Origin of the sequence: Aliiroseovarius sp. S1123 (assembly GCF_023015885.1) — a bacterium.
Lineage (GTDB): Bacteria > Pseudomonadota > Alphaproteobacteria > Rhodobacterales > Rhodobacteraceae > Aliiroseovarius.
Genome location: NZ_JALKBE010000004.1, coordinates 160119 through 181394, shown reverse-complemented (window position 1 = coordinate 181394; position 21276 = coordinate 160119). Strand labels below are relative to the sequence as shown.

Here is a 21276-nt window from a genome sequence, read left to right as displayed (position 1 = left end):
CCCAGACCCCCGGGATATTTATGACAAGAAAAAAGAGGGCAGGCGCGTGGAAATCTCAGTCACTCCGGACGTGTTCAAGCTGGCGCAGGTGTTCACCATCTCGCGCGGGTCGCGGACCGAAGCGAAGGTTCTGACCGTTCGGGTTCAGGATGGCAATCATTTGGGTTGGGGAGAATGTGTGCCCTATGCGCGCTATGACGAGACGCTGGAAAGTGTGACGGACGAGATCATGGGGCTGCCTGCGGATGTGACCCGTGCGGCGCTGTATGATCTGTTGCCCGCCGGTGCGGCGCGCAATGCCGTCGACTGTGCGTTGTGGGATCTGGAGGCGAAGCGCGCGGGTAAACGTGCGTGGGAGCTGGCCGGGCTGACTGCGCCGGGGCCTGAGATCACCGCCTATACCCTATCGCTGGCCGAACCTGCCGAGATGCAGGCGCAAGCTGCGAAGAACGCGCATCGTCCTTTGCTGAAGATCAAGCTTGGCACGCCGGACGATATGCCCCGGCTTGAGGCCGTGCGGGCAGGTGCCCCCACCTCGCGCATCATCGTCGACGCCAACGAAGGTTGGTCGGCCGAGGTCTATGCCGATCTGGCTCCGCATCTGGTGCGTCTGGGCGTGGATTTGGTTGAGCAGCCTTTGCCTGCGGGTGAAGACGATGCGCTGATCGGGATGGAGCGTCCGGTGCCCGTTTGTGCCGATGAAAGTTGCCATGATCGCACCAGCCTGCCCAAGTTGAAGGGCAAGTATGATGTGGTGAACATCAAGCTGGACAAGACCGGCGGGCTGACCGAGGCGCTGGCGTTGCGCGAGGCCGCCTTGGCCGAAGGCTATGCGGTAATGGTTGGCTGTATGGTCGGATCAAGCCTGGCGATGGCGCCTGCCACGCTGGTGGCGCAGGGCGCGATGGTCACTGATCTGGATGGGCCGCTGCTGCTGGCCGAGGACCGCGACACGCCGCTTCTGTTTGACGATGCGGGCGTTCACCCGCCTAGTGCCGCACTCTGGGGCTAATGTCAGCCGCGCCCTGCAATCTGGGTCAGGAAAACGCCTACGCCCATGACCGAAATTCCGGCCACGCGCCAGAAGGTCAGGGGCGTGATATTCGCGCCAAACAGGCCGAAATGGTCAATGGCGGCGGCGGCGATCAACTGTCCGATCAGCACAAAGAACACGGCATTTCCGACACCAAAGCTGGGCGCAACCCAGGTAATGGTCAGGACGTAGAACGCCACAAGGCAGCCCGCGAAGAACAGGTGTGGCGGAGACCCCACCGCGCCTTTCAGCGACGCGCCGGACAAAAGGAACACGACGCCGGTGGTCAGGAACGCCACCACGAACAGGATCAAACCCGCCGCAATTGGCGACCCCATGCGTTGGCCCAAAGCGGCGTTCAGCGCGGCCAGAACCGGAATGCCAATCCCGGCGGTCAACATGATGGCGGCGGATTGCGTGGCACTGGGCATGGGGTTTCCTTTGACTCTGGCGTCGGTATTTGTATCAACACCCCAAACAGGAAATGCCGCACGGGTCAAATGGCCCGCAGCGTCACATGCCCGAGCGTCACATGAAGGAGACCTGACATGACCCGCACCGTTTACGTAAACGGAGAATATCTGCCCGAGACCGAAGCCAGCGTCTCGATCTTTGACCGTGGTTTCCTGTTTGCGGACGCGGTGTATGAGGTAACCAGCGTGCTGAACAGCAAGCTGATTGATTTCGAGGGTCACGCCGTGCGTCTGGCGCGTTCGCTGAACGAGCTGGGGATCGAGAACCCGATCTCGAAAGAAGATCTTCTGGAAGTCCACCGCGAGCTGGTGCGCGTGAACGAGATTGACGAGGGTCTGGTCTATTTGCAGATTTCGCGCGGGGCGGACAGCGACCGTGATTTCGTCTTCCCGGACCCCGAGAAGGTGAAGCCGACCGTGGTTCTGTTCACCCAGAACAAGCCGGGTCTGGCTGCGACTGTGAAGCCGATGAAGGTGATCTCGATCGAGGATATCCGCTGGGGTCGTCGCGACATCAAAACGGTTCAGCTGCTGTACCCGTCGATGGGCAAGATGATGGCTAAGGCGGCTGGTGCAGATGATGCGTGGCTGGTGGAAGATGGCTTCGTGACCGAGGGCACGTCGAACAACGTGTACATCGTGAAAGACGGCAAGATCATCACGCGCGGCCTGTCCAACGACATTCTGCACGGCATCACCCGTGCCGCTGTTCTGCGCTTCGCCGAAGAAGCCCAGATGGAGATCGAAGAGCGTAACTTCACCATCGAAGAAGCGCAGAATGCGGATGAAGCATTCTTCACCTCGGCCTCGGCCTTCGTGATGCCGGTTGTGGAAATCGACGGCAAGGCGCTGGGCGATGGTGCGCCGGGCAACGTGGCCCTGCGCCTGCGCGAGATCTATCTGGATGAGAGCCTGAAGAAGGCCGTCTAAGCCAAAAGGTATCGAATTCCGAAGGGGCTGCAGTTGCGGCCCCTTTTTGTTGAACAGGTGCGTGCGGCTTTACAGCTTCAAAGCGGCAGCCACCTCGGCCGCCAGTGCGCGTACTTCGTCCGCCGCGGGACCAGTTCGTTTCGCTTCCAACACACCCAGTCCGCGACCGAGCGCCTCGGCATAAATTACCCTGCTGGACAGGGATGACTGCAACGGTTTTGCACCAAGCTCGGCGACCGCAGTGGACACCTGTTCGCCAACGCGCGTCCCATTACGTGTGCGGTTCATGACAACATTCGTTGGTTTCCCAGCCCGGTCCGCCAAGTCCAGAACATCATTGGTTGCCCAGACATCGGCCTTGCTGGCCGAGACGGGGACCAGCACCAGATCCGACTCACTTAGCACCCAGCGCACGTCGCTGTCGGCTTTGGGGGGCGTGTCGATCAGAACGACGTCGGCCTGTTCCTTGACCCCACGAATGGCGCGCGAGATGCCATAGGCGGTGGCGGTCGCGAACTGAAGATTTTCATCCTCGCCCAGCGTTTCTTCGCGAATATCCAACCACTTACCAAGACTGCCTTGGGGATCCGTGTCCAACAGAGCCACGCTTTTTCCCTCGGACAGGAACGCGATGGCCAGGTTCGAGACGAGCGTTGTTTTGCCCGCGCCACCCTTCTGCTGCGCCACGCAGATGATCCGACTGCTCATTGGTCAAGCCTCCAAATGTCGTTTCTGCGCTGCAGCATACCACTTGGGGGGGAGGAGCGATAGGATATATTGTACGGAAGTTTCCGGGTAATTTTCCCAGAAGCTTCCGGTGATGTTTACTGCTTGTCCGTCACGTTCTCTTTGAACGCCACTTCGAACGCGGCCTGCTTTTCCGGGCTGGCGTCGGTCTGATAGTTCGCCTTCCACTCGGCCATGGTCATGCCATAGAACGCTTCGCGACCTTCTTCCTTCGACATTTCGATGCCGCGATCGTTGGCGGCTTCCTGATACCAGCGGGCAAGGCAGTTGCGGCAAAAGCCGGCCAGATTCATCATGTCGATGTTCTGCGCGTCAGTGCGGTCTTCCATCAGGTGCTTTTGCAGGCGGCGGAAGGCTGCGGCTTCGATCTCGATACGGGTCTGGTCGTCCATGTGGGTTACTCCTTAGAGAACGTCTTTGGCATAGGAGGGGCTGAGGTCTTCGACGTCAACGGATAGGTTGGCGATCTGCGGCAGATGGGCGCGCATGGTGGATAGGATCAGCCTGGAAAGGTCGGATTTCACGGCTTCGGAGCGCCCGGGAAGCAGTGCGAATTGCGCGTGGGCAAAGCTTTGCGCCTCGGTGCCCATCACGGCATAGGCGGTCGGCAGCGCCCGGACCTTGATCGAAGCGGGGTTGGGGATGGCGTCATGGGATGACAGCGCGTCAAGCAACGCCTCGCACAGGGCTTGCATGGCCGCGTCAGCCTCGCCGGTGTATTCGATGCGGATATGTGGCATGTCAGAGCCCCGTTTCGGCCAGAGTTTCCATCAGGATCGGTGCCAGACGTTCGGCCCAAGCGCGCTGATGCTCTTCCGTCTCAATCAAGTCGTTGCGGATCTCGATCAGCACATTGGGGCGCTTTTGCAGCACCGCGTGACGGTCGATGCTGTCGCCGTCCAGATGGCCGCCATAAGGTTCATTTTCACCGACGCAAAGATCGGGGTCCTGCTCCAACTTCTTGATCAGAGGCGTCGCGATGCGACTGTCTTTTTCATGCAGGACTGCAACGTGCCACGGGCGCGGATCGCGGCCGTTCAGTTGTGGCGTATAGGAATGCATCGCCACGATCACCGTATTGTCCTGACGGGCGGCCATATCTGCCAGCGCGTTGTGATAGGGGCGGTGGAAGGCCTCCAGACGGCGGGCTTTTTCGGTTGCATCCGCATGGCGGTTCGCGGGGATCACGGTGCCGTCGTAAAGCTTCATCAACAATGTCGGATCGTCCTCGCCCCGGTTGGGGTCGATCACAAGGCGCGAGAAGTTGGACAGGATCGCGGGCGCGTCCAGAAGCTCGGCCAGATGGATACTGACCCCGGCGGCGCCAACATCATAAGCGATGTGGCGGTTCATATCCTCGGGTGCGATGCCCAGATCGCCGTTGCCGACGCAGGTGGGCACGGTATTTGCGGCATGGTCACACGTGATCAGCCAGCGCGAGGGCCGATCCGGCCCATGAACGTGAAATGGAAGGTATGTCATGATGGTGTTGTTTTTCTGTTTCACATCCCCTTTAAGCGAGGTCAAAGCCGAGCGCCACATGTGAGCGCTAACATTTTGTTGTCAGCGCTAACAAATTAGGGCATAGAGCGGCTGACCCCGCGTAAGAAATGAAAGAGAGGTGCGCCGTGAGACGCCATCGTAATGTCAAGATCGTCGCAACACTGGGCCCGTCTTCAAGTGACTACGATACAATTCGTGCGCTGTTCGAAGCTGGGGCCGATGTATTTCGCATGAACATGTCCCACGGCACCCATGACGAGCAGCGCGCGCGTCATGCCCTGGTGCGTCAGGTGGAAAAAGATCTGGACCGCCCGATTGCGATCTTGGCCGACCTACAGGGACCGAAGCTGCGCTGCGGTGTGTTCTCTGCCGGGGCCGCCGATATCGAAGAGGGGCAAGAGTTCCGCTTTGATCTGGACGAGACCCCCGGCGAAGGGCATCGCGTCTGCCTGCCCCATCCCGAGATCTTCGCGGCGCTGAAGCCCGGATCGACCCTTCTGGTGAATGACGGAAAGCTGCGTCTGAAGGTCAAGGAATGCGGCCCGGATTTTGCCGATTGCGAGGTCGAGGTCGGCGGAACGATTTCTGACCGCAAGGGTGTCAACGTGCCGGACGTGGTGCTTCCGCTTGCGGCGCTGTCTGACAAGGATCGCGCGGATCTGGAATTTGCCTGTCAACTGGGCGTGGACTGGCTGGCGCTCAGCTTTGTGCAGCGCCCGGAAGACGTCGAGGAAGCCCGCGATCTGGCAAAAGGGCGTGCCGCGGTTTTGTCGAAAATCGAAAAACCCGCCGCGGTAGATGCTTTTAGCGCCATCCTTGAAGCGTCTGATGGGATCATGGTTGCCCGTGGCGACCTTGGTGTTGAGCTGCCCGTACACGCCGTGCCACCGATCCAAAAGCGCTTGGTCCTTGCCTGCCGTCGTGCGGGCAAGCCGGTCATTGTTGCCACACAGATGCTGGAAAGCATGATCGAAAGCCCCATGCCGACGCGGGCCGAGGTCTCGGACGTGGCGAACGCGATTTATGATGGTGCGGATGCGGTGATGCTGTCGGCTGAAAGTGCCGCTGGGCAATACCCGGTCGAGGCCGTGTCCACCATGAACGCCGTCGCCATCGAGGTCGAGAATGATGACACCTACCGCGCGCAGGTCGAAGCCTCCCGCGTGGCAAGTCGGTCCGGCATCAATGATGCCATCGTGGCCGCCGCACGCGAGATCGCGGAAACCACGGACATCAAGGCAATCTGCTGCTTTACCCAATCTGGCACCACGGCGCTTTTGACATCGCGGGAACGTCCCCGTGTGCCGATTATCGCGCTGACCCCGTTGCGTGGTACGGCGCGCCGTCTGTGCCTGTCCTGGGGGACCAACTGTTTCGTGACCGCCGGCGAGGTTGAGCGCTTCAAGGCGGCAGTGGTATCTGCTGCGCGCGCTGCCAGAAGTGCTGGTTTTGCGGAAGAAACAGACCAGATTGTTGTGACCGCCGGCGTGCCTTTCAATGTGCCCGGAACCACCAACATTCTGCGCGTGGCGCCCTGTGACGAAAGTATGATCTACGCAACCTGATCAGATTGAGCTATACTTGGTGCAGTTTGTATCAAGTTAGCTGAGTTTGAAGGAGGTTCTTGCGTGACGTATGATACCTTTTTTGTTGCCGGGCTTTTTATTCTGGTACTGGCAATTCCAGCAATTCTGGGCGCGTTTCGGCGTGGGCAGACACCTCGCATTCCGGGTCTCATGTTGCTGATTGGTGGGGGGCTGATCGTGGTTGCGATCAGCGCCAAACCCAACGCCTATTCGATCAGTACAATCCCACAGGTCATTGACGCGGTGATCAGCCACTACGTTGCCTATCTGGGCGCCTGATCCGAAGCCGATTTCCCCAGAAAAAACGCTTGCGAGTCGCGCGATCTGCCCCTATACGGCCAACTTCATGTGCGTGTGGGCTAATGTGGCATGCCCGCCGTGCATCAACGTAACCTTTGTTTGGAGACGAAAATGCCCAAGATGAAGACCAAATCGAGCGCCAAGAAGCGCTTTAAGGTTTCCGCGACCGGCAAGGTCATCGGAGCCCAGGCTGGTAAACAGCACGGAATGATCAAACGGACGAAGAAATTCATCCGCAACGCACGCGGTACGTCCGCTCTGTCCGCCCCCGACGCTAAGATCGTCAAGGGCTACATGCCCTACGACCGCTAAGAGGAGATACTGATATGTCCCGCGTTAAAGGTGGAACCACAACCCACGCCCGTCACCGTAAAGTCGTCAAGGCCGCTAAAGGCTATTACGGCCGTCGTAAGAGCAACTTCAAAGTTGCCCGTCAGGCCGTCGACAAGGCGAACCAGTATGCAACCCGTGACCGTAAGAACCGCAAGCGTCAGTTCCGTGCGCTGTGGATCCAGCGTATCAACGCTGCTGTCCGTTCGCATGACGAAAGCCTGACATACTCGCGCTTCATCAACGGCCTGAACCTGGCTGGCGTTGAAGTGGACCGTAAGGTTCTGGCCGACCTGGCCGTTCACGAGCCCGAAGCATTCGGCGCGATCGTTGAAAAAGCACAGGCTGCTCTGGCTGCCTAAGCCTGATCACAGCAAAGAATTCGAAAGCCGCGAGGGGGAACCTTCGCGGCTTTTTCGTTTGATGGTGCGATTTTGCCGCTGAGACCGCCGGAAGTGGGCGAAAAGATCAACTTATCATTGCGGGGCGAAGCTTTCGCGCTAGGTTGCAAGTAGTTAATGCATTTATAGGCGCATCTATGTTGAGACGCATATCAGGCGACAGTCTTGCGGTGATTGTTGCGCTGGCCGTGCTGGCCTATCTTCTGTCCAAGCACAGCGGCTTTTTTCACGATGATGCCTATATCACCCTGCGCTATGCACGGACCTTTGCGGAAACCGGCTTGATCCAGTGGAATCCCGGCGAATGGGCCGAGGGCTATACCAGCTTGCTGCACGTGGTGCTGACAGGCTGGGTCATGCGGCTTGGCGCCTCGGCGGTTGCCGCGGCGCAAATGGTGAATGCCATCGCGGTTTTCGTCTTGCTGGTGATGACGGCTGTCGCGGCGCGTGCGGTGCTGCCGGGCCGGGAAAACCGGCTGGGGCGAGGGCTGACCGTGTTGACGGTTGCGGGTTCGACCCCGATTGCGCTCTGGGTGCTCGGCGGGCTTGAGGCGGTGGTCGTCGCGGCGCTCCTTGCCAGCGGCGTGGCCGCATTGCTGACTTATCTGCGCCGACCCCACACCGGACTGTTGCTGTTGGCAGCCATCGCCTATGCGCTGGCCGTGCTGACGCGGTTGGATGCGTCTGTGTTTATTGCGGGGTCGGGGCTTGGGCTGCTGGTGGCCGGGTCCGGCACCAAATCTGCCCGCGTGATGGGGGCCACAATCGTCGTTGGCATCCCGGCGGCGGTCTCGTTCCTTCAAATGGGGATCCGCTGGCAGATTTATGGTGAGCTCTTCCCCCTGACGTTCTATGCCAAAGCCGATCTGCCCCTGTCGGAAAAGCTTCTGAACGGTGCCGAGTATCTGTCCGACATGCTGGTGACGATCCCGACCTTGGGCATTGCCTTGGGCGCTGTGGTCATCCTGCGGAAAACGGCGGGGTCGACCCCGGCCGTGAAGTTCCTGCTGTGTGCGACGGTCATGCAGCTGCTCTACATCTGTTGGGCCGGGGGCGACCACATGCCGTGGGCGCGGATGCTGGTGCCGTTGCTTGCGCCGCTGGCCCTGTTGCTTCTGGCATGCTTGACCGCAACGGAGTTGCAGACACGGAATATCGTTGTCGGAACATCGGTCCTTGCGACTTTGATCGTGGCTTTGGTTGAGCCTCCGAAAACGCGGGATCACGCCGCCCATTTCGGCGAGATTATTGGCCATCACATCAATAACACTTGGCCGGAAGGCATCACGATTGCCTTGAATACGGCGGGGGCGACCCCCTTTTTCGCCGGCCAGAACCGCACCTTCATCGACATGCTGGGCTTGAATGATCCGGTGATTGCCAAACGCAAGAATGTTCCGATCTTGACCGAGCGCCAAAGCTGGCCGGGTCACGCCAAGGGGGACGGCGTCTACGTGCTGTCCCGCGCGCCCGACCGGATCATCATCGGCCCAGCCCACGGCGTCAATGTCGCCGAGGCTTGGTTTCTGTCAGGGAAGGAGCTGGAGAACCTGCCCGAGTTTGCCCGATGCTACCAGCAAGTGATCGAACCGGTCCATTATTCAGAATATCTTGCCGCAAGGGGCGAAGAGGCACCAAACCCGCTGCGGTTCCTTTATTACACGCGGGTGTGTCCCTAGGGGCGGCGAACTGGCCGCTATTCCTTGATTGGGTATCGATCCGCCTCGGCAAAGACGTCGATAGCACGTGTTCCAGCCTTAATCCGTCCGCCATGCACGACGCCTGCCGGGATGTTGTAACTGTCGCCTGCCCTGTAGGTTCGTGTCTCGCCGCCGATGGTCAGCTCGATCTCGCCTTCGACAACCGTGCCCCATTGCGGCCCGTGTGAATGCGGCGGAAGCTCCATGTCTTTGAGGAATGTGAAGAAGGCAACCAAACCATGGTCTGATCGCACAACTGCCGTTTGCACCACATCTTCGGGGAACGGAACGTCGATGCTGGGTAATTCTTTTATGAAATCAGGAAAGGGCAAAATGAATCCTTCTGTGTAAAATGTTCCATAAGGGGCTAGTATCTACACGATTTTGGGTCTTCAGTCTGTTTTTAGCTTCTTCAGATCAATTGGGGCAGAGTGAAAAAATCTCGGGGCGATGTCGATTTTGCCGATCTTCAAACGTCTGGTACACAGAAAGGCATAGACCTTTCCCAACAGACGAAAGGAAAACCGATGCAATATATCTGTTTGATTTATAATGCCGAGGATAACGGCCCGCAGCCCGGCACCGACGAATTTGGCCCCTATATGCAGGCCTATGTGGACTACACGCAGGAAGTGCAGGACGCAGGTGTGATGGTTGGGGGCAACGCCCTTAATCCCGTGGCGACCGCCACCACCGTATCCATGCGGGACGGCAAGACCGAGGTCGTGGACGGCCCCTTTGCCGAAACCAAGGAGCAGCTGGGCGGTTACTATATCCTCGACTGCAAGGATCTGGACGAGGCGCTGAAATATGCCGCCAAGATCCCGGATGCGAAATATGGCCGGGTGGAAGTCCGTCCGATCATGGTTTTCGACTGATCCCACATGCTGCCCCCGGTTGAAGCTCAAACGCTGATCACGCGGTTGATCCGTGAAGACTGGGGGCGCATCCTGTCGGCGCTTGTGTCCTCGATTGGTGATTACGCGCTGGCCGAGGACAGCTTGCAGGATGCGGTTATCAAAGCGCTCGAGGTCTGGCCCACGAAGGGCGCACCACGCCATCCAGATGCGTGGATGATCTCGGTCGCGAAGCGCAAGGCGTTGGATCGTCTGCGCCGAACCGCCACCGCGACCCGAAATGCAGCCGAACTGACCCTTTGGCTAGAGCAGCACCAAAGCGACCCCGAGGATACGCCGATGCTGATCACCGACCACCGGCTGGAGCTGATCTATACCTGCTGTCACCCCGCGCTTGAAGAAAAGTCCCGCGTGGCGCTTACTCTGCGCGCGCTGGGCGGGCTGACGACCGCCGAGATTGCCCGCGCGTTTCTGGACAAAACCGACGCGATGGCCGCCCGCCTGACCCGTGCCAAGAAAAAGCTCGCGGGTGCCGGCATCCCCTTCAAACTGCCCGAGCCCGAGGATCTGCACGACCGCACCGACACCGTGTTGCGCGTCATCTATCTGATCTTCAACGAAGGCTATCAAGCGTCTGACGGCCAGCTGACCCGCGGCGATCTGGTGGCCGAAGCGATCCGGCTTGGGCGCATTTTGACGGGTCTGCTTCCCGATCATGCCGAGGCACATGGCCTTCTGGCCCTGATGCTGCTTGGCGAAAGCCGCAGGTTGGCGCGGCAAGGGCAGGGCGGGGCGTTTATCCCGCTGGAACTTCAGAACCGCGCCCGATGGGACCGCGCCAAGATCGCCGAGGGGCTGGCGTTGGTCGAAACCACTTTGACCATGGGTCCTGCCGGTCCTTACGCGCTTCAGGCGGCGATCAGCGCAGTACACGCGCAGGCCGCCGATTTTGCGTCGACCGACTGGGCGCAGATCGTGGCGCTCTATGACGTGCTTTATACGCGCCAGCCCAACCCGGTTTTGCGGATCAATCAAGCCGTGGCGCTGTCTTATGCAGATAGCCCACAGGCCGGTCTGTCCCTACTGAACTCGGTCGAAGCGGAAGGCAAATTCGCCCGCTATCAACCGTTCCACGCCTGTCGTGCTGATCTTCTGGCACGCCTTGGGCGCGACCGCGACGCCGCCGAAAGCTATCGCGCCGCCATCGCCCTGTCGGACGCCCCCGCGCAGGCAGCGTTCCTTGAAAGCCGCCTTCACGCATTGAACGCGCCCTGAACCCCTTCCCCCGCTTGCCATTTTGCCCTCTATTCGCTAGCTGGAAGCGGTGCGAAGCAAAGGGACCGAGATGGACGAGCTCAGAACAAAATATCTGGACGCAATCGGTGGGGCCGCTGACGAAGCGGCGCTGGAAGATATCCGCGTGCAGGCGGTCGGCAAAAAGGGCGAAGTCGCGCTGAAAATGCGCGAGCTGGGCAAGATGACGCCCGAGGAACGCCAAGTGGCTGGCCCCAAGCTGAACGCGCTGAAGGACGAGATCAACTCGGCCATTGCCGCCAAGAAATCCGGGCTGGCCGATGCAGCACTTGACGAACGTCTGCGCACCGAATGGCTGGACGTCACCCTGCCGGGCCGCCCCGCGCGCCAAGGCACGATCCACCCGATCAGCCAAGTGACCGAGGAAATCTCGGCCATCTTCGGCGACATGGGTTTCTCGGTTGCGGAAGGTCCGCAGATCGAAAGCGATTGGTACAACTTCGACGCCCTGAACATCCCGCCGCACCACCCCGCGCGGCAGGAGTTCGACACTTTTTATATGCACCGTGACGAGGGCGACAACCGCCCGCCGCACGTGCTGCGCACCCACACATCGCCCGTGCAAATCCGCGCGATGGAGAAGACCGGCGCGCCGATCCGCGTGATTGCACCGGGCCGCGTCTATCGCTCGGATTACGACCAGACCCACACCCCGATGTTCCATCAGGTCGAGGGGCTGGCGATCGACAAAGACATCTCGATGGCGAACCTGAAATGGACGCTGGAAGAGTTCTGCCGCGCCTTCTTTGAAATCGACGGCATCGAACTGCGCTTCCGCGCGTCACATTTTCCCTTCACCGAGCCGTCGGCAGAAGTCGACATCCGCTGCTCGTGGGAAGGCGGCACCCTGAAACTGGGCGAGGGCGACGACTGGATGGAAATCCTCGGTTCCGGCATGGTGCACCCGAAAGTGCTGTCGGCGGCGGGCGTGAACCCTGACGAGTGGCAGGGCTTTGCCTTCGGTCTGGGCATCGACCGTCTGGCCATGCTGAAATACGGCATCCCCGACCTGCGCGCCTTCTTTGACAGCGACCTGCGCTGGCTGCGCCACTATGGTTTCAGCTCGCTGGACGTGCCGACCATGCGTGGGGGGTTGTCGCGTTGAGTGACCCCTCAATCCCGGATTGGATAAATGCAATTGCAGCGGCTGTTGGTGCCGTGGCGGTGGTTGTGGGTTTATTCGGTGCGAACTCAAAGTTGAATGAGGCACGCAGAACCGCTCGGCAGCTACGACGCTCAGAGGTGGCGGAGGAGCTTGTTGCACTAGCACATAACGTAGATGATGCGCTGCGCGATATTAGAAATCCCATGGACTCTATCCCGAAGGATAAAGCGGGCGACAAACTATATGCCTACCAGCGGCGATACGAACGCATCGTGAAATATAATGATCTTTTCAAGAGCCTCAGAGACGCTCAGATCAGAGTGCGAGCTGTAATCGGCGACAAGGAAGTGGACGGTGCCGTTGAGCTGCTTTTCAAGGCTCGTCAAAGAGTGGCAATCGCAATTGAGTTGCTCGCTGACTACATCCGCGACGATGTCGGAGCACGGACACTCGAAGAGCGCGACCACAAAATCAAACTAAGGCATGATATGTATGGCAGTTTTTCGGATCGTGATGAATTGGGGCAGTCCGTAGCGGACGCTGTGCAACTTATCGAACGTCACTTAAATCCGATTGCTCGACTGGAGAAGAACTAATGAAATTCACCATCTCCTGGCTGAAAGACCACCTCGACACCGAAGCCTCGGTTGACGAAATCGCCGAGGCCTGCACCGATCTGGGGCTCGAGGTTGAGGATATCTTCAACCCCATGGACCGTCTGGGTGCCTTCACCATTGCCAAGGTCAAATCGGCTGAAAAGCACCCCGACGCCGACCGTCTGCGCGTCTGCACCGTTGAAACCAACGAGGGCGAAAAGCAGATCGTCTGTGGTGCGCCGAATGCGCGCGAGGGCATCACCGTGGTGCTCGCCAAGCCCGGCGACTATGTGCCCGGCATCGACGTGACGCTCTCGGTCGGCAGAATCCGCGGCGTGGAAAGCCACGGCATGATGGCCTCCGAGCGCGAGCTGGAGCTGTCGGACGAGCATGACGGCATTATCGAGCTGCCCTCGGGCGAAGTGGGCGACAAGTTCGTCGATTGGCTCGCCGCCAATGACCCCGAGAAGGTCGACCCGGTGATCGAGATCGCCATCACGCCGAACCGCCCCGACGCGCTGGGCGTGCGCGGCATTGCGCGCGACTTGGCTGCCCGAGGTTTGGGCACGCTGAAGCCTTTGAAAGAGCATAAGGTCGAGGGCAACGGCCCCAGCCCAATCAACGTAACCATTGATGACGACACCCGCGATGATGCGCCCGTCTTCATGGGCCGTCTGATCAAAGGCGTGAAGAACGGCCCGTCGCCTGCGTGGCTTCAGGCGCGTCTGAAAGCGGTTGGCCTGCGCCCGATCTCGGCCCTTGTCGATGTGACCAACTTCTTCACCTACGACATGAACCGCCCGCTGCACGTGTTTGACGCGGACAAGGTCAAAGGCGACCTGCGCGTGCATCGCGCGAAGGGTGGCGAGACGCTGGTTGGTCTGGACGAGAAGGAATACACCTTCCCCGAGGGCGCCGTTGTGATCTCGGACGCGGAAGGCGTGGAATCGATTGCGGGCATCATGGGCGGTCTGCCCACGGGTGCGACCCTTGAGACCACCAATGTCTTTCTTGAAGCCGCTGTCTGGGACACGATCCAGATCGCGAAAACCGGCCGCGCGCTGAAGATCAACTCGGACGCGCGTTACCGCAACGAACGCGGCATTGACCCGGAATATAACGCCCCGGCGATCGAAGCCGCGACCCAAATGATCCTTGATCTCTGCGGCGGTGAGGCATCGGACGTTGTGGTGGCTGGCGAAGTGCCGGACGTGAGCCGCGCCTACAAGCTCGACACCGACCGCGTGCAGTCGCTGGTGGGGATGGACATCCCGGCGGATGAGCAGCGCAAGACGCTGACCGCGCTGGGCTTCACCATCGACGGTGACATGGCGCATGTGCCGTCGTGGCGCCCCGACGTGCTGGGCGAGGCCGATCTGGTCGAGGAAGTGGCCCGTGTGGCGTCCCTGACCAAGCTGGTCGGCAAGCCCCTTCCGCGCAGCCATGTGGGTGTGCCGAAAGCGATCCTGACCCCGATGCAAAAGCGCGAAGGCATTGCGCGGCGCACCGTGGCGGCGCTGGGCTACAACGAATGCGTGACCTACAGCTTCATTGATCAGGCAAGTGCTGAACGCTTCGGCACTGGCGGTGACAACGTGGCCTTGGCGAACCCCATTTCGTCCGAGATGAGCCACATGCGCCCGTCGCTGCTGCCCGGTCTGCTGCAAGCCGCCGCCCGCAACCAAGCGCGTGGTTTCATGGATCTGGCCCTGTTCGAGGTTGGCCCTGTGTTCAGCGGCGGCGAGCCGGATGAGTACGAACAGATGGTCACCGGGATCCTCGTCGGTCACACCGGCCCGCGCGACCGTTTCGGCGCACGTCGCCCTGTGGATACCTATGACGCCAAAGCAGATGTCGAGGCCGTTCTGGCTGCCATCGGTGCGCCGGCCAAGCTGACCTATGTGCGCGACATGAACGCGTGGTGGCATCCGGGTCGTTCGGCCAAGCTGGGTCTGGGACCGAAAAACATCCTTGGCGCGTTCGGCGAGTTGCACCCGAAAACCATCGCCGAGATGGACGTGAAAGGCCCCGTTGTGGCCTTCGCCGTGCATCTGGCGAAAGTACCGTTCCCGAAAGCCAAAGGTGCGGGCCGCGCGGCGCTGGGCGCATCGGACCTGCAACCGGTCGAGCGTGACTTTGCCTTCGTGGTGGACGCCGATGTGGAAGCCATCAATCTGGTGAACGCTGCGGCTGGCGCCGACAAGGCGCTGATCACCGATGTGAACGTCTTTGACGAATTCATCGGCGGATCGCTGGGTGAGGGGAAGAAATCCCTCGCCATCACCGTGCGCCTGCAGCCGCGTGACGCGACCCTGACCGACAAGGACATCGAGGCTGTCAGTCAGAAGATCGTCCAGAAGGTTGAGAAGGCCACGGGCGGCAGCCTGCGCGGCTAAATCTTTCGCCGGGGCGCTTTGCGGCCCGGCACACGCCCGCCCGCCCCATGGCGGGCGTGTTCCACGCCCACCCGTGCGGTCGCGTGCCTAACGTCTGGGGATGAAAGGACTTCCTATGACACTTTCCGTCTATCTTTCCGGCGAAATCCACACCGACTGGCGCGAGCAGATCATCGACGGCGCCAAGGATCTGGATGTTACTTTTTCGGCCCCTGTGACGGATCATGATGCCTCGGACGATTGCGGTGTGGCCATTTTGGGCGAAGAGCCCAACAAATACTGGCACGACCACAAAGGCGCGATGATCAATGCCATCCGCACCCGGAAGGGGATCGAGGACGCCGACGTTGTCGTCGTTCGCTTTGGCGAGAAGTACCGCCAGTGGAACGCGGCCTTCGACGCGGGATATGCCGCCGCCAAGGGTAAGTCGCTGATCATCCTGCAGATGCCCGAACATGACCACGCCTTGAAAGAGGTCGACGCAGCCGCACTTGCGGTCGCCCGCGAGCCTGCGCAAGTGGTCGAGATCCTGGCCTATGTACTGAACGGCACCCTCCCAAGCTGACCCAGACGTCAGTTTGCGGTGACACGCGCGTGAATTTTCCCCAGCAAAACGCACGGACTCCGTGTATTATTATGTCTAATGCGAACGGGATCACGCAGGTTGCGCGATCATGAAACATACGGGGATAGTATGCTTAAAGAATTCAAAGATTTCATCGCCAAGGGCAATGTCATGGACATGGCCGTTGGTATCATCATCGGCGCCGCCTTTACCGCGATCGTCAAATCTATGGTCGACGACCTTATCAACCCAATCATTGGTCTGTTCACCGGCGGCGTGGATTTCACCAACAAGTTCGCCGTTCTGGCGGGCGACGTGGCTGCGGGTTCCTCGCTTGAAGCTGCGCGCGAGGCAGGCGCATCCGTATTCGCCTATGGCGCCTTCATCATGGCCGTAATCAACTTCCTGATCATCGCGTGGGTGGTCTTCATGCTGGTGAAGATGGTCAATAAGGCGAAAGAAGCCGCCGAGAAGGAAGAGGAGGCCGTGGAAGAGGCCCCCGCAGGCCCCAGCGAACTGGATCTGCTGACCGAGATTCGCGACGCTTTGAAGAAATAAAACGGGCCGAATTGGACCGCGAATGGGCGTCGGAAAACCCGGCGCCCTTTTGTTTGAAATTTCTGCCCGGGTTTTCGAATTTCTGGCGTTTTTCGTTTGACACTGGAAGCGTGCCAGAATATTCGGACCTCCGATATGAGATGGCGTGGTAGCTCAGCTGGTTAGAGCACAGCACTCATAATGCTGGGGTCGGCGGTTCAAGTCCGCCCCACGCTACCATCTCAATCTTGAAGTAAGCCCTGCTGTCAAAAGCAGGGCTTCTTTCGTTTCAGGACATTCAGGCGCCAAAATAAAAGCCCCGCACAATGGCGGGGCTTTCAATGCGTGATATCTGGGAAGGGAGGATCAGATGTTCAGCGCGTCTTGTCCGGTGATGCTGTCCAGACCAAGGGCTTCACCCACAGCCGCATAGGTCAGCTTGCCGGCGTGTACGTTAAGGCCGTTCAGCAGGTGCGGATCGGCGGCGCAGGCCTCTTTCCAACCCTTATCAGCCAGCGACAGCATGAAGGGCAGGGTGGCGTTCCCCAGCGCGATGGTCGAGGTGCGCGCAACCGCGCCCGGCATGTTGGCCACGCAATAGTGCATCACGTTGTCGACCTCATAGATCGGGTCGGCGTGGGTGGTTGCCTTCGAGGTCTCGAAGCAGCCACCTTGGTCGATGGCAACATCCACCAGTACGGCGCCCGGCTTCATTGTCGAAAGCTGCGCACGGCTGATCAGCTTGGGTGCGGCAGCGCCCGGGATCAGAACAGCACCGATGACCATGTCAGCCTGCTGGACCAGCTCTGCGGTGGCCGCAGCGGTCGAATACTGATTCTTGAAGGTGCCACCAAAGACGTCATCCAGATAGCGAAGACGCGGCAGCGAGCGATCCAGCACGGTCACATCCGCGCCCATGCCAGCGGCGATCTTGGCTGCATGGGTGCCGACGACACCGCCACCGATTACGACGACTTTGGCCGGACCAACGCCGGGAACGCCGCCCATCAAGACGCCACGGCCGCCATTGGCCTTCTGCAGGGTCCACGACCCCACCTGAGGGGCCAGACGCCCTGCAACCTCGGACATCGGGGCCAGCAAGGGCAGGCCACCATTTCTGTCGGTCACGGTCTCGTACGCAATCGCGGTACAGCCCGAGGCCAGCAGGTCATGGGTCTGGTCGGGATCCGGGGCCAGATGCAGATAGGTGAACAGAAGCTGACCTTCGCGCAGCATCTTGCGCTCTACGGCCTGCGGCTCTTTCACCTTCACAATCATGTCGGCCTTGGCGAAAATCTCTTCCGCCGTGTCCAGAACAGTGGCGCCAATGGCGCGGTAATCGTCATCCGAGAACCCAGCGCCCATCCCGGCATTGGTTTCGACGATGACGGAATGACCGCGTCCGATGGCCTCGCCGGCAGCGGCGGGCGTCAATCCGACGCGAAATTCCTGTGGCTTGATCTCTTTTGGGCATCCGATCAGCATGGGGGTGTCCTCCTTCTCCCTGGCGCTGAGAATATCTCTCTCTTCCATTGATCTTGGGGGTGTTCCGATGCAATTGCTTTGAAAAGATGTGGCGTTGCGGATATGTTTTTTCGAAGAAATCTGCGCTGATGGCGCAAACAGCGCAAGGAATGTGATCGAAAATGGAACTTGATAGTGTGGATCGTCGCATCCTACGAGCCTTGCAGCGCACAGGTCGCATCTCGAACGCGGAACTGTCCGAGAAGGTGAACCTGTCCCCATCTGCTTGCCATCGACGCGTGCAACGGCTCGAGGCCGAGGGCTTCATCAAAAACTACGTGGCCCTTCTGGATGCCCGCAAACTGAATTGCCCGACCACGGTCTTTGTCGAGATTACCTTGTCCGGTCAGGCCGACGAGGTGCTGGACGCCTTCGAACGCGAGGTCGCGCGCGTGCCGGACGTTTTGGAATGCCACCTGATGGCAGGCACGGCGGACTATTTGCTAAAAGTTGTCGCCCAAGACACCGAAGATTTCGCGCGCATCCACCGCCAATACCTTGCCCGTCTACCCGGCGTTCAAGGCATGCAATCCAGCTTTGCCCTACGCACGGTGTTCAAAACCACGGCGCTGCCCGTCTAATACGCCCCCGCATTTTCTTGTCATAAATATCCCGGGGTAGCATGAATTTCCGAAGGAAACTCATGCAAGGGGCAGCGCCCTTCAGGCTCACGCAGTGAGCCACCAAAGCCTAGGCTGTACGCGCCGACAAAGGCTGCTCTTTCACCGGCAAATGCACAATGGCCGAAAACGCCCCGACCCCCACACCGATCCACCAAACCATCGTGTAGTCGCCAAACGCGTCATACATCCGGCCCCCCAGCCAGACACCCAGGAAGCTGCCCAACTGGTGCGAGAAGAAGACGATGCCATAGAGCGTCCCCATGTACCGCAGCCCATAGATATGCGCGACAAGGCCCGAGGTCAGTGGGACGGTTGCCAGCCACAGCGATCCCATCGCGATCGAGAAGATGATCACCGAGGTCGGCGTGATCGGCATCAGGATGAACAAGGCCGCCACAATCGTGCGCCCAGTATAGATCGCCGCCAGCAGGTACTTCTTCGAATAGGTCTTGCCCAGATAACCCGCAAACAGCGTACCCGCGATATTCGCCAACCCAATCAACGAAATAGAAATCGCCCCCAATGCCGAGGTCGTCGAGACCCCAACCGCCGCCAGCGTGCCCGACGGATCTATGGCGCCGCACATCTCGGTCACGAAGGCGGGGAAGTGGGCGGTGATGAAGGCCAACTGATATCCGCAGGAAAAGAAGCCCAGAAAGATCAGGGTATAGCTGGGATCCTTGAACGCCTTGATCAGGATCTGCCCCATGCTCTCTTCCAGCTCGGACTTGCTGGCCAGGGGTTCTGTCTTCATCAGCGGCAGCAATGCCAGCGTGGCCAAAATGGCCGCGGCAAAGACCACGAAGACGTTTTGCCATGTCATGAAGCTCAGCAGGTATTCCGCCAACGGCGCGCCAAAGACCTGACCGGCGGACCCGGCAGCGGTGGCAATCGCCAGTGACATCGAGCGGTTCTCGTCGCTGGAAGCGCGTCCCACGACAGCCAGAATGACGCCAAACCCGGTGCCCGCAATGCCGAAGCCCACCAATACCTCAAGCATCTGATGCGCTTCCGGCGTGACAGCCATCGAGCTTGCCACAAGCCCGACTGCATAGATGATCGCGCCCATGATGATGGCCTTACGGTCCCCAATCTTCTCGGCAATCGCGCCGAAGATGGGTTGCCCAATGCCCCAGGCAAGGTTCTGGATCGCAATCGCCAGCGAAAACTCGGCACGCGGCCAGTTGAATTCGGTGGCAATCGGGATCTGGAACACACCGAAGCTGGCCCGGATCGCAAAGCTGATCAGGATGATAAGGCAACCAGCCACAAGGACCGGGGTGATAAGGGGTGCGCGCGTCTCAGTCATTCACACAATGTCAGACAATTGCCGCACTGCGTCAATTCTTGCTTTTTGATGTGCCACTTAACCTTTCTTTATGTGACGCGGCGTTTTATCTGTCACTCATGGCGAACTTGATCCAAACCTATGATGCCCTTGCCCAATCCGGCGAGATTACCCGTGACCCCGCGCAAGAGGCCTGCCTGCCGGGCCTTGAGGACATCCGCGAACATCTGGACGCTGCCCCCAAGCGCAAGCGCGGCATTCTGGGCGGGCTGTTTCATTCCAAGCCCGAAGACGTTCCGCAGGGTCTTTATCTTTGGGGCGGGGTAGGGCGTGGCAAGTCGATGCTGATGGATCTTTTTGTCGATAGTCTTGAGAACACTGCAGCCCGTCGCGTGCATTTCCACGCCTTCATGCAGGAAGTGCACGAGGGCATGAACGCAGCGCGCAAGACCGGTGTAGATGATCCGCTGGCGCCGGTCGCCGCGAAGATCGCCGCCGATGTGAAACTGTTTGCTTTTGACGAAATGCAAATCACCGACATCACCGACGCTATGATCGTCGGGCGATTGTTCGAAAAGCTGTTTGAAGCGGGCGTCGTTGTTGTCACCACATCGAACCGCCACCCTGATGAGCTGTATAAGCACGGGCTGAACCGCCAACTGTTCCTGCCCTTCATCGCGCTTTTGAAAGATCAGATGGTGGTGCATGAACTGGTCAGCCCGAATGACTATCGCCAAGACCGTCTGGCAGGCGAGCAGGTTTATTTCAGCCCCGCGAACGCCGATGCGCGTCAGGCGATTGATGCGCTGTGGAAGGATATGACGGGCGGGCAGGCCGAGCCGCTTGTCCTGACCGTCAAAGGGCGCGAGGTCGTGTTGCCCGCCTATCGCAATGGCGCCGCGCGCGCACGGTTCCACGATCTGTGTGGTGCGATGCTTGGGCCGGGTGACTATCTGACCGTCGCCAATGCGGTGAAGCTGCTGGTGCTGGAAGACATCCCGCGCCTGAGCCGTCAGAACTTCAACGAGGCGAAGCGCTTTGTGACGCTGATCGACGCGCTTTACGAGGCCAAAGTTCGTCTGATCGCATCCGCTGCGGCTCTGCCGGAAATGCTGTATGTCGAAGGGGAAGGCTCGTTCGAGTTCGAACGCACGGCCAGTCGCTTGCGCGAGATGCAGGATAAAGACTGGGGAATGGACGTCTAGCGGCGTGACGAGGGGCCGCGCGTCTGCGACCCCTCAGGTTTTCACCTGCCTGCCTAACTCGGATGGGGTCGGAATACCCCGAAGCGCCGCTGGGTTAGGCAAAGAGTCACGATGTAATTTTGTGATCACAAGGGCATGGATAATTCTTGCCCCGTGCGAATCACTTTGCCGCCCCGGCGAAATGTACTGCTCGATAAGCCGTCCACTTCATGCGGACTTTGCCTATAGAATACTCTATTTATAGGCGCTAACCCCTTAAACCG

At 59.8% G+C, this 21276-nt stretch carries 24 protein-coding genes and 1 tRNA gene; 17 read left to right on the top strand and 8 right to left on the bottom strand.

Annotation, left to right across the window (positions count from 1 at the left end):
* Positions 1–46 precede the first annotated feature (46 nt).
* A complete protein-coding gene (gene dgcA / locus MWU53_RS09825; protein ID WP_247092841.1) occupies positions 47–1012 on the top strand; it encodes an N-acetyl-D-Glu racemase DgcA in 966 nt (321 codons plus the stop codon).
* A gap of 2 nt (positions 1013–1014) precedes the next feature.
* Here dgcA and MWU53_RS09820 read toward each other — a convergent pair whose 3' ends face one another.
* Positions 1015–1464: a DMT family transporter gene (locus MWU53_RS09820; protein WP_247092839.1), complete on the bottom strand. Its 450-nt coding sequence runs from the start codon at positions 1462–1464 to the stop codon at positions 1015–1017.
* A gap of 117 nt (positions 1465–1581) precedes the next feature.
* On the opposite strand from MWU53_RS09820, the gene MWU53_RS09815 reads away from it, so the two are divergent.
* A complete protein-coding gene (locus MWU53_RS09815) occupies positions 1582–2436 on the top strand; it encodes a D-amino-acid transaminase (RefSeq protein WP_247092838.1) in 855 nt (284 codons plus the stop codon).
* Positions 2437–2505: 69 nt separating this feature from the next.
* Here the strand turns inward: MWU53_RS09815 and parA are convergent, their stop codons facing one another.
* The 4 genes from parA to MWU53_RS09795 all read right to left on the bottom strand — a co-directional run bounded on the left by parA (position 2506) and on the right by MWU53_RS09795 (position 4665).
* Entirely contained in the window at positions 2506–3144 is a 639-nt protein-coding gene (gene parA / locus MWU53_RS09810) for a ParA family partition ATPase (protein ID WP_247092836.1), read from the bottom strand.
* Between the two features lie 116 nt (positions 3145–3260).
* A complete protein-coding gene (locus MWU53_RS09805) occupies positions 3261–3575 on the bottom strand; it encodes a DUF1244 domain-containing protein (protein ID WP_247092834.1) in 315 nt (104 codons plus the stop codon).
* Positions 3576–3587: 12 nt separating this feature from the next.
* Positions 3588–3923 (bottom strand): 5-carboxymethyl-2-hydroxymuconate isomerase, encoded by a 336-nt coding sequence (locus tag MWU53_RS09800; RefSeq protein WP_247092832.1) that lies wholly within the window; start codon positions 3921–3923, stop codon positions 3588–3590.
* Position 3924: 1 nt separating this feature from the next.
* Positions 3925–4665, bottom strand: a complete 741-nt coding sequence (locus tag MWU53_RS09795) for an N-formylglutamate amidohydrolase (RefSeq protein WP_247093042.1) — start codon at positions 4663–4665, stop codon at positions 3925–3927.
* Positions 4666–4811: 146 nt separating this feature from the next.
* On the opposite strand from MWU53_RS09795, the gene pyk reads away from it, so the two are divergent.
* From pyk to MWU53_RS09770, 5 genes are all read left to right on the top strand, one after another.
* Entirely contained in the window at positions 4812–6251 is a 1440-nt protein-coding gene (pyk, locus tag MWU53_RS09790) for a pyruvate kinase (protein ID WP_247092830.1), read from the top strand.
* Between the two features lie 63 nt (positions 6252–6314).
* Positions 6315–6551: a hypothetical protein gene (locus tag MWU53_RS09785; RefSeq protein WP_247092828.1), complete on the top strand. Its 237-nt coding sequence runs from the start codon at positions 6315–6317 to the stop codon at positions 6549–6551.
* 132 nt (positions 6552–6683) lie between these two features.
* Positions 6684–6884, top strand: coding sequence for a 50S ribosomal protein L35 (gene rpmI / locus MWU53_RS09780; RefSeq protein ID WP_142851789.1), 201 nt, complete (start codon positions 6684–6686; stop codon positions 6882–6884).
* 14 nt (positions 6885–6898) lie between these two features.
* The gene (rplT, locus tag MWU53_RS09775) at positions 6899–7264 is read left to right on the top strand and encodes a 50S ribosomal protein L20 (protein ID WP_247092826.1); all 366 of its coding nucleotides are present in this window, start codon (positions 6899–6901) and stop codon (positions 7262–7264) included.
* Positions 7265–7440: 176 nt separating this feature from the next.
* Positions 7441–8982: a hypothetical protein gene (locus tag MWU53_RS09770; RefSeq protein ID WP_247092824.1), complete on the top strand. Its 1542-nt coding sequence runs from the start codon at positions 7441–7443 to the stop codon at positions 8980–8982.
* Positions 8983–8999: 17 nt separating this feature from the next.
* Here the strand turns inward: MWU53_RS09770 and MWU53_RS09765 are convergent, their stop codons facing one another.
* A complete protein-coding gene (locus MWU53_RS09765; protein ID WP_247092822.1) occupies positions 9000–9335 on the bottom strand; it encodes a cupin domain-containing protein in 336 nt (111 codons plus the stop codon).
* 195 nt (positions 9336–9530) lie between these two features.
* Here MWU53_RS09765 and MWU53_RS09760 point away from each other — a divergent pair, with 195 nt between their 5' ends.
* The 8 genes from MWU53_RS09760 (at position 9531) to MWU53_RS09725 (ending at position 16613) form a co-directional block, all read left to right on the top strand.
* Entirely contained in the window at positions 9531–9881 is a 351-nt protein-coding gene (locus MWU53_RS09760) for a YciI family protein (RefSeq protein WP_247092820.1), read from the top strand.
* Positions 9882–9887: 6 nt separating this feature from the next.
* A complete protein-coding gene (locus MWU53_RS09755; protein WP_247092818.1) occupies positions 9888–11135 on the top strand; it encodes a DUF6596 domain-containing protein in 1248 nt (415 codons plus the stop codon).
* Positions 11136–11205: 70 nt separating this feature from the next.
* A complete protein-coding gene (gene pheS, locus MWU53_RS09750; protein ID WP_247092816.1) occupies positions 11206–12279 on the top strand; it encodes a phenylalanine--tRNA ligase subunit alpha in 1074 nt (357 codons plus the stop codon).
* Entirely contained in the window at positions 12276–12875 is a 600-nt protein-coding gene (locus MWU53_RS09745) for a hypothetical protein (RefSeq protein ID WP_247092814.1), read from the top strand. Before pheS ends, MWU53_RS09745 begins: the two co-directional genes overlap by 4 nt.
* A complete protein-coding gene (gene pheT / locus MWU53_RS09740; protein ID WP_247092812.1) occupies positions 12875–15271 on the top strand; it encodes a phenylalanine--tRNA ligase subunit beta in 2397 nt (798 codons plus the stop codon). Before MWU53_RS09745 ends, pheT begins: the two co-directional genes overlap by 1 nt.
* 115 nt (positions 15272–15386) lie before the next feature.
* On the top strand, positions 15387–15836 hold the full coding sequence (locus tag MWU53_RS09735; RefSeq protein ID WP_247092811.1) for a YtoQ family protein: 450 nt from the start codon (positions 15387–15389) through the stop codon (positions 15834–15836).
* A 129-nt stretch (positions 15837–15965) separates the two neighbouring features.
* Positions 15966–16394 carry a large conductance mechanosensitive channel protein MscL gene (gene mscL / locus MWU53_RS09730; RefSeq protein WP_247092809.1) on the top strand — a complete coding sequence of 143 codons (429 nt, stop codon included), beginning with the start codon at positions 15966–15968 and terminating at the stop codon, positions 16392–16394.
* Between the two features lie 142 nt (positions 16395–16536).
* Positions 16537–16613 (top strand) — tRNA-Met (locus tag MWU53_RS09725).
* Between the two features lie 126 nt (positions 16614–16739).
* Here the strand turns inward: MWU53_RS09725 and ald are convergent.
* Positions 16740–17858: an alanine dehydrogenase gene (ald, locus tag MWU53_RS09720; protein WP_247092807.1), complete on the bottom strand. Its 1119-nt coding sequence runs from the start codon at positions 17856–17858 to the stop codon at positions 16740–16742.
* 161 nt (positions 17859–18019) lie between these two features.
* On the opposite strand from ald, the gene MWU53_RS09715 reads away from it, so the two are divergent.
* Entirely contained in the window at positions 18020–18478 is a 459-nt protein-coding gene (locus tag MWU53_RS09715; protein WP_247092804.1) for an Lrp/AsnC family transcriptional regulator, read from the top strand.
* A gap of 109 nt (positions 18479–18587) precedes the next feature.
* On the opposite strand, the gene MWU53_RS09710 is transcribed toward MWU53_RS09715, so the two are convergent.
* Complete coding sequence (locus MWU53_RS09710) at positions 18588–19829, bottom strand: MFS transporter (protein WP_247092802.1); 1242 nt, start codon at positions 19827–19829, stop codon at positions 18588–18590.
* Between the two features lie 98 nt (positions 19830–19927).
* On the opposite strand from MWU53_RS09710, the gene zapE reads away from it, so the two are divergent.
* Entirely contained in the window at positions 19928–21013 is a 1086-nt protein-coding gene (gene zapE / locus MWU53_RS09705; RefSeq protein ID WP_247092800.1) for a cell division protein ZapE, read from the top strand.
* Positions 21014–21276 lie beyond the last annotated feature (263 nt).

Excerpts from the sequence above, each read along its gene's own strand:
- rplT (WP_247092826.1), top strand. The coding sequence starts at position 6,899 with ATGTCCCGCGTTAAAGGTGGAACCACAACCCACGCCCGTCACCGTAAA.
- pheT (WP_247092812.1), top strand. The coding sequence starts at position 12,875 with ATGAAATTCACCATCTCCTGGCTGAAAGACCACCTCGACACCGAAGCC.
- MWU53_RS09710 (WP_247092802.1), bottom strand. The coding sequence starts at position 19,829 with ATGACTGAGACGCGCGCACCCCTTATCACCCCGGTCCTTGTGGCTGGT.
- pheS (WP_247092816.1), top strand. The coding sequence starts at position 11,206 with ATGGACGAGCTCAGAACAAAATATCTGGACGCAATCGGTGGGGCCGCT.
- MWU53_RS09760 (WP_247092820.1), top strand. The coding sequence starts at position 9,531 with ATGCAATATATCTGTTTGATTTATAATGCCGAGGATAACGGCCCGCAG.
- ald (WP_247092807.1), bottom strand. The coding sequence starts at position 17,858 with ATGCTGATCGGATGCCCAAAAGAGATCAAGCCACAGGAATTTCGCGTC.
- MWU53_RS09795 (WP_247093042.1), bottom strand. The coding sequence starts at position 4,665 with ATGACATACCTTCCATTTCACGTTCATGGGCCGGATCGGCCCTCGCGC.
- MWU53_RS09805 (WP_247092834.1), bottom strand. The coding sequence starts at position 3,575 with ATGGACGACCAGACCCGTATCGAGATCGAAGCCGCAGCCTTCCGCCGC.
- MWU53_RS09815 (WP_247092838.1), top strand. The coding sequence starts at position 1,582 with ATGACCCGCACCGTTTACGTAAACGGAGAATATCTGCCCGAGACCGAA.
- rpmI (WP_142851789.1), top strand. The coding sequence starts at position 6,684 with ATGCCCAAGATGAAGACCAAATCGAGCGCCAAGAAGCGCTTTAAGGTT.
- MWU53_RS09820 (WP_247092839.1), bottom strand. The coding sequence starts at position 1,464 with ATGCCCAGTGCCACGCAATCCGCCGCCATCATGTTGACCGCCGGGATT.
- MWU53_RS09800 (WP_247092832.1), bottom strand. The coding sequence starts at position 3,923 with ATGCCACATATCCGCATCGAATACACCGGCGAGGCTGACGCGGCCATG.
- mscL (WP_247092809.1), top strand. The coding sequence starts at position 15,966 with ATGCTTAAAGAATTCAAAGATTTCATCGCCAAGGGCAATGTCATGGAC.
- MWU53_RS09755 (WP_247092818.1), top strand. The coding sequence starts at position 9,888 with ATGCTGCCCCCGGTTGAAGCTCAAACGCTGATCACGCGGTTGATCCGT.
- MWU53_RS09735 (WP_247092811.1), top strand. The coding sequence starts at position 15,387 with ATGACACTTTCCGTCTATCTTTCCGGCGAAATCCACACCGACTGGCGC.
- zapE (WP_247092800.1), top strand. The coding sequence starts at position 19,928 with ATGGCGAACTTGATCCAAACCTATGATGCCCTTGCCCAATCCGGCGAG.
- MWU53_RS09770 (WP_247092824.1), top strand. The coding sequence starts at position 7,441 with ATGTTGAGACGCATATCAGGCGACAGTCTTGCGGTGATTGTTGCGCTG.
- MWU53_RS09715 (WP_247092804.1), top strand. The coding sequence starts at position 18,020 with ATGGAACTTGATAGTGTGGATCGTCGCATCCTACGAGCCTTGCAGCGC.
- parA (WP_247092836.1), bottom strand. The coding sequence starts at position 3,144 with ATGAGCAGTCGGATCATCTGCGTGGCGCAGCAGAAGGGTGGCGCGGGC.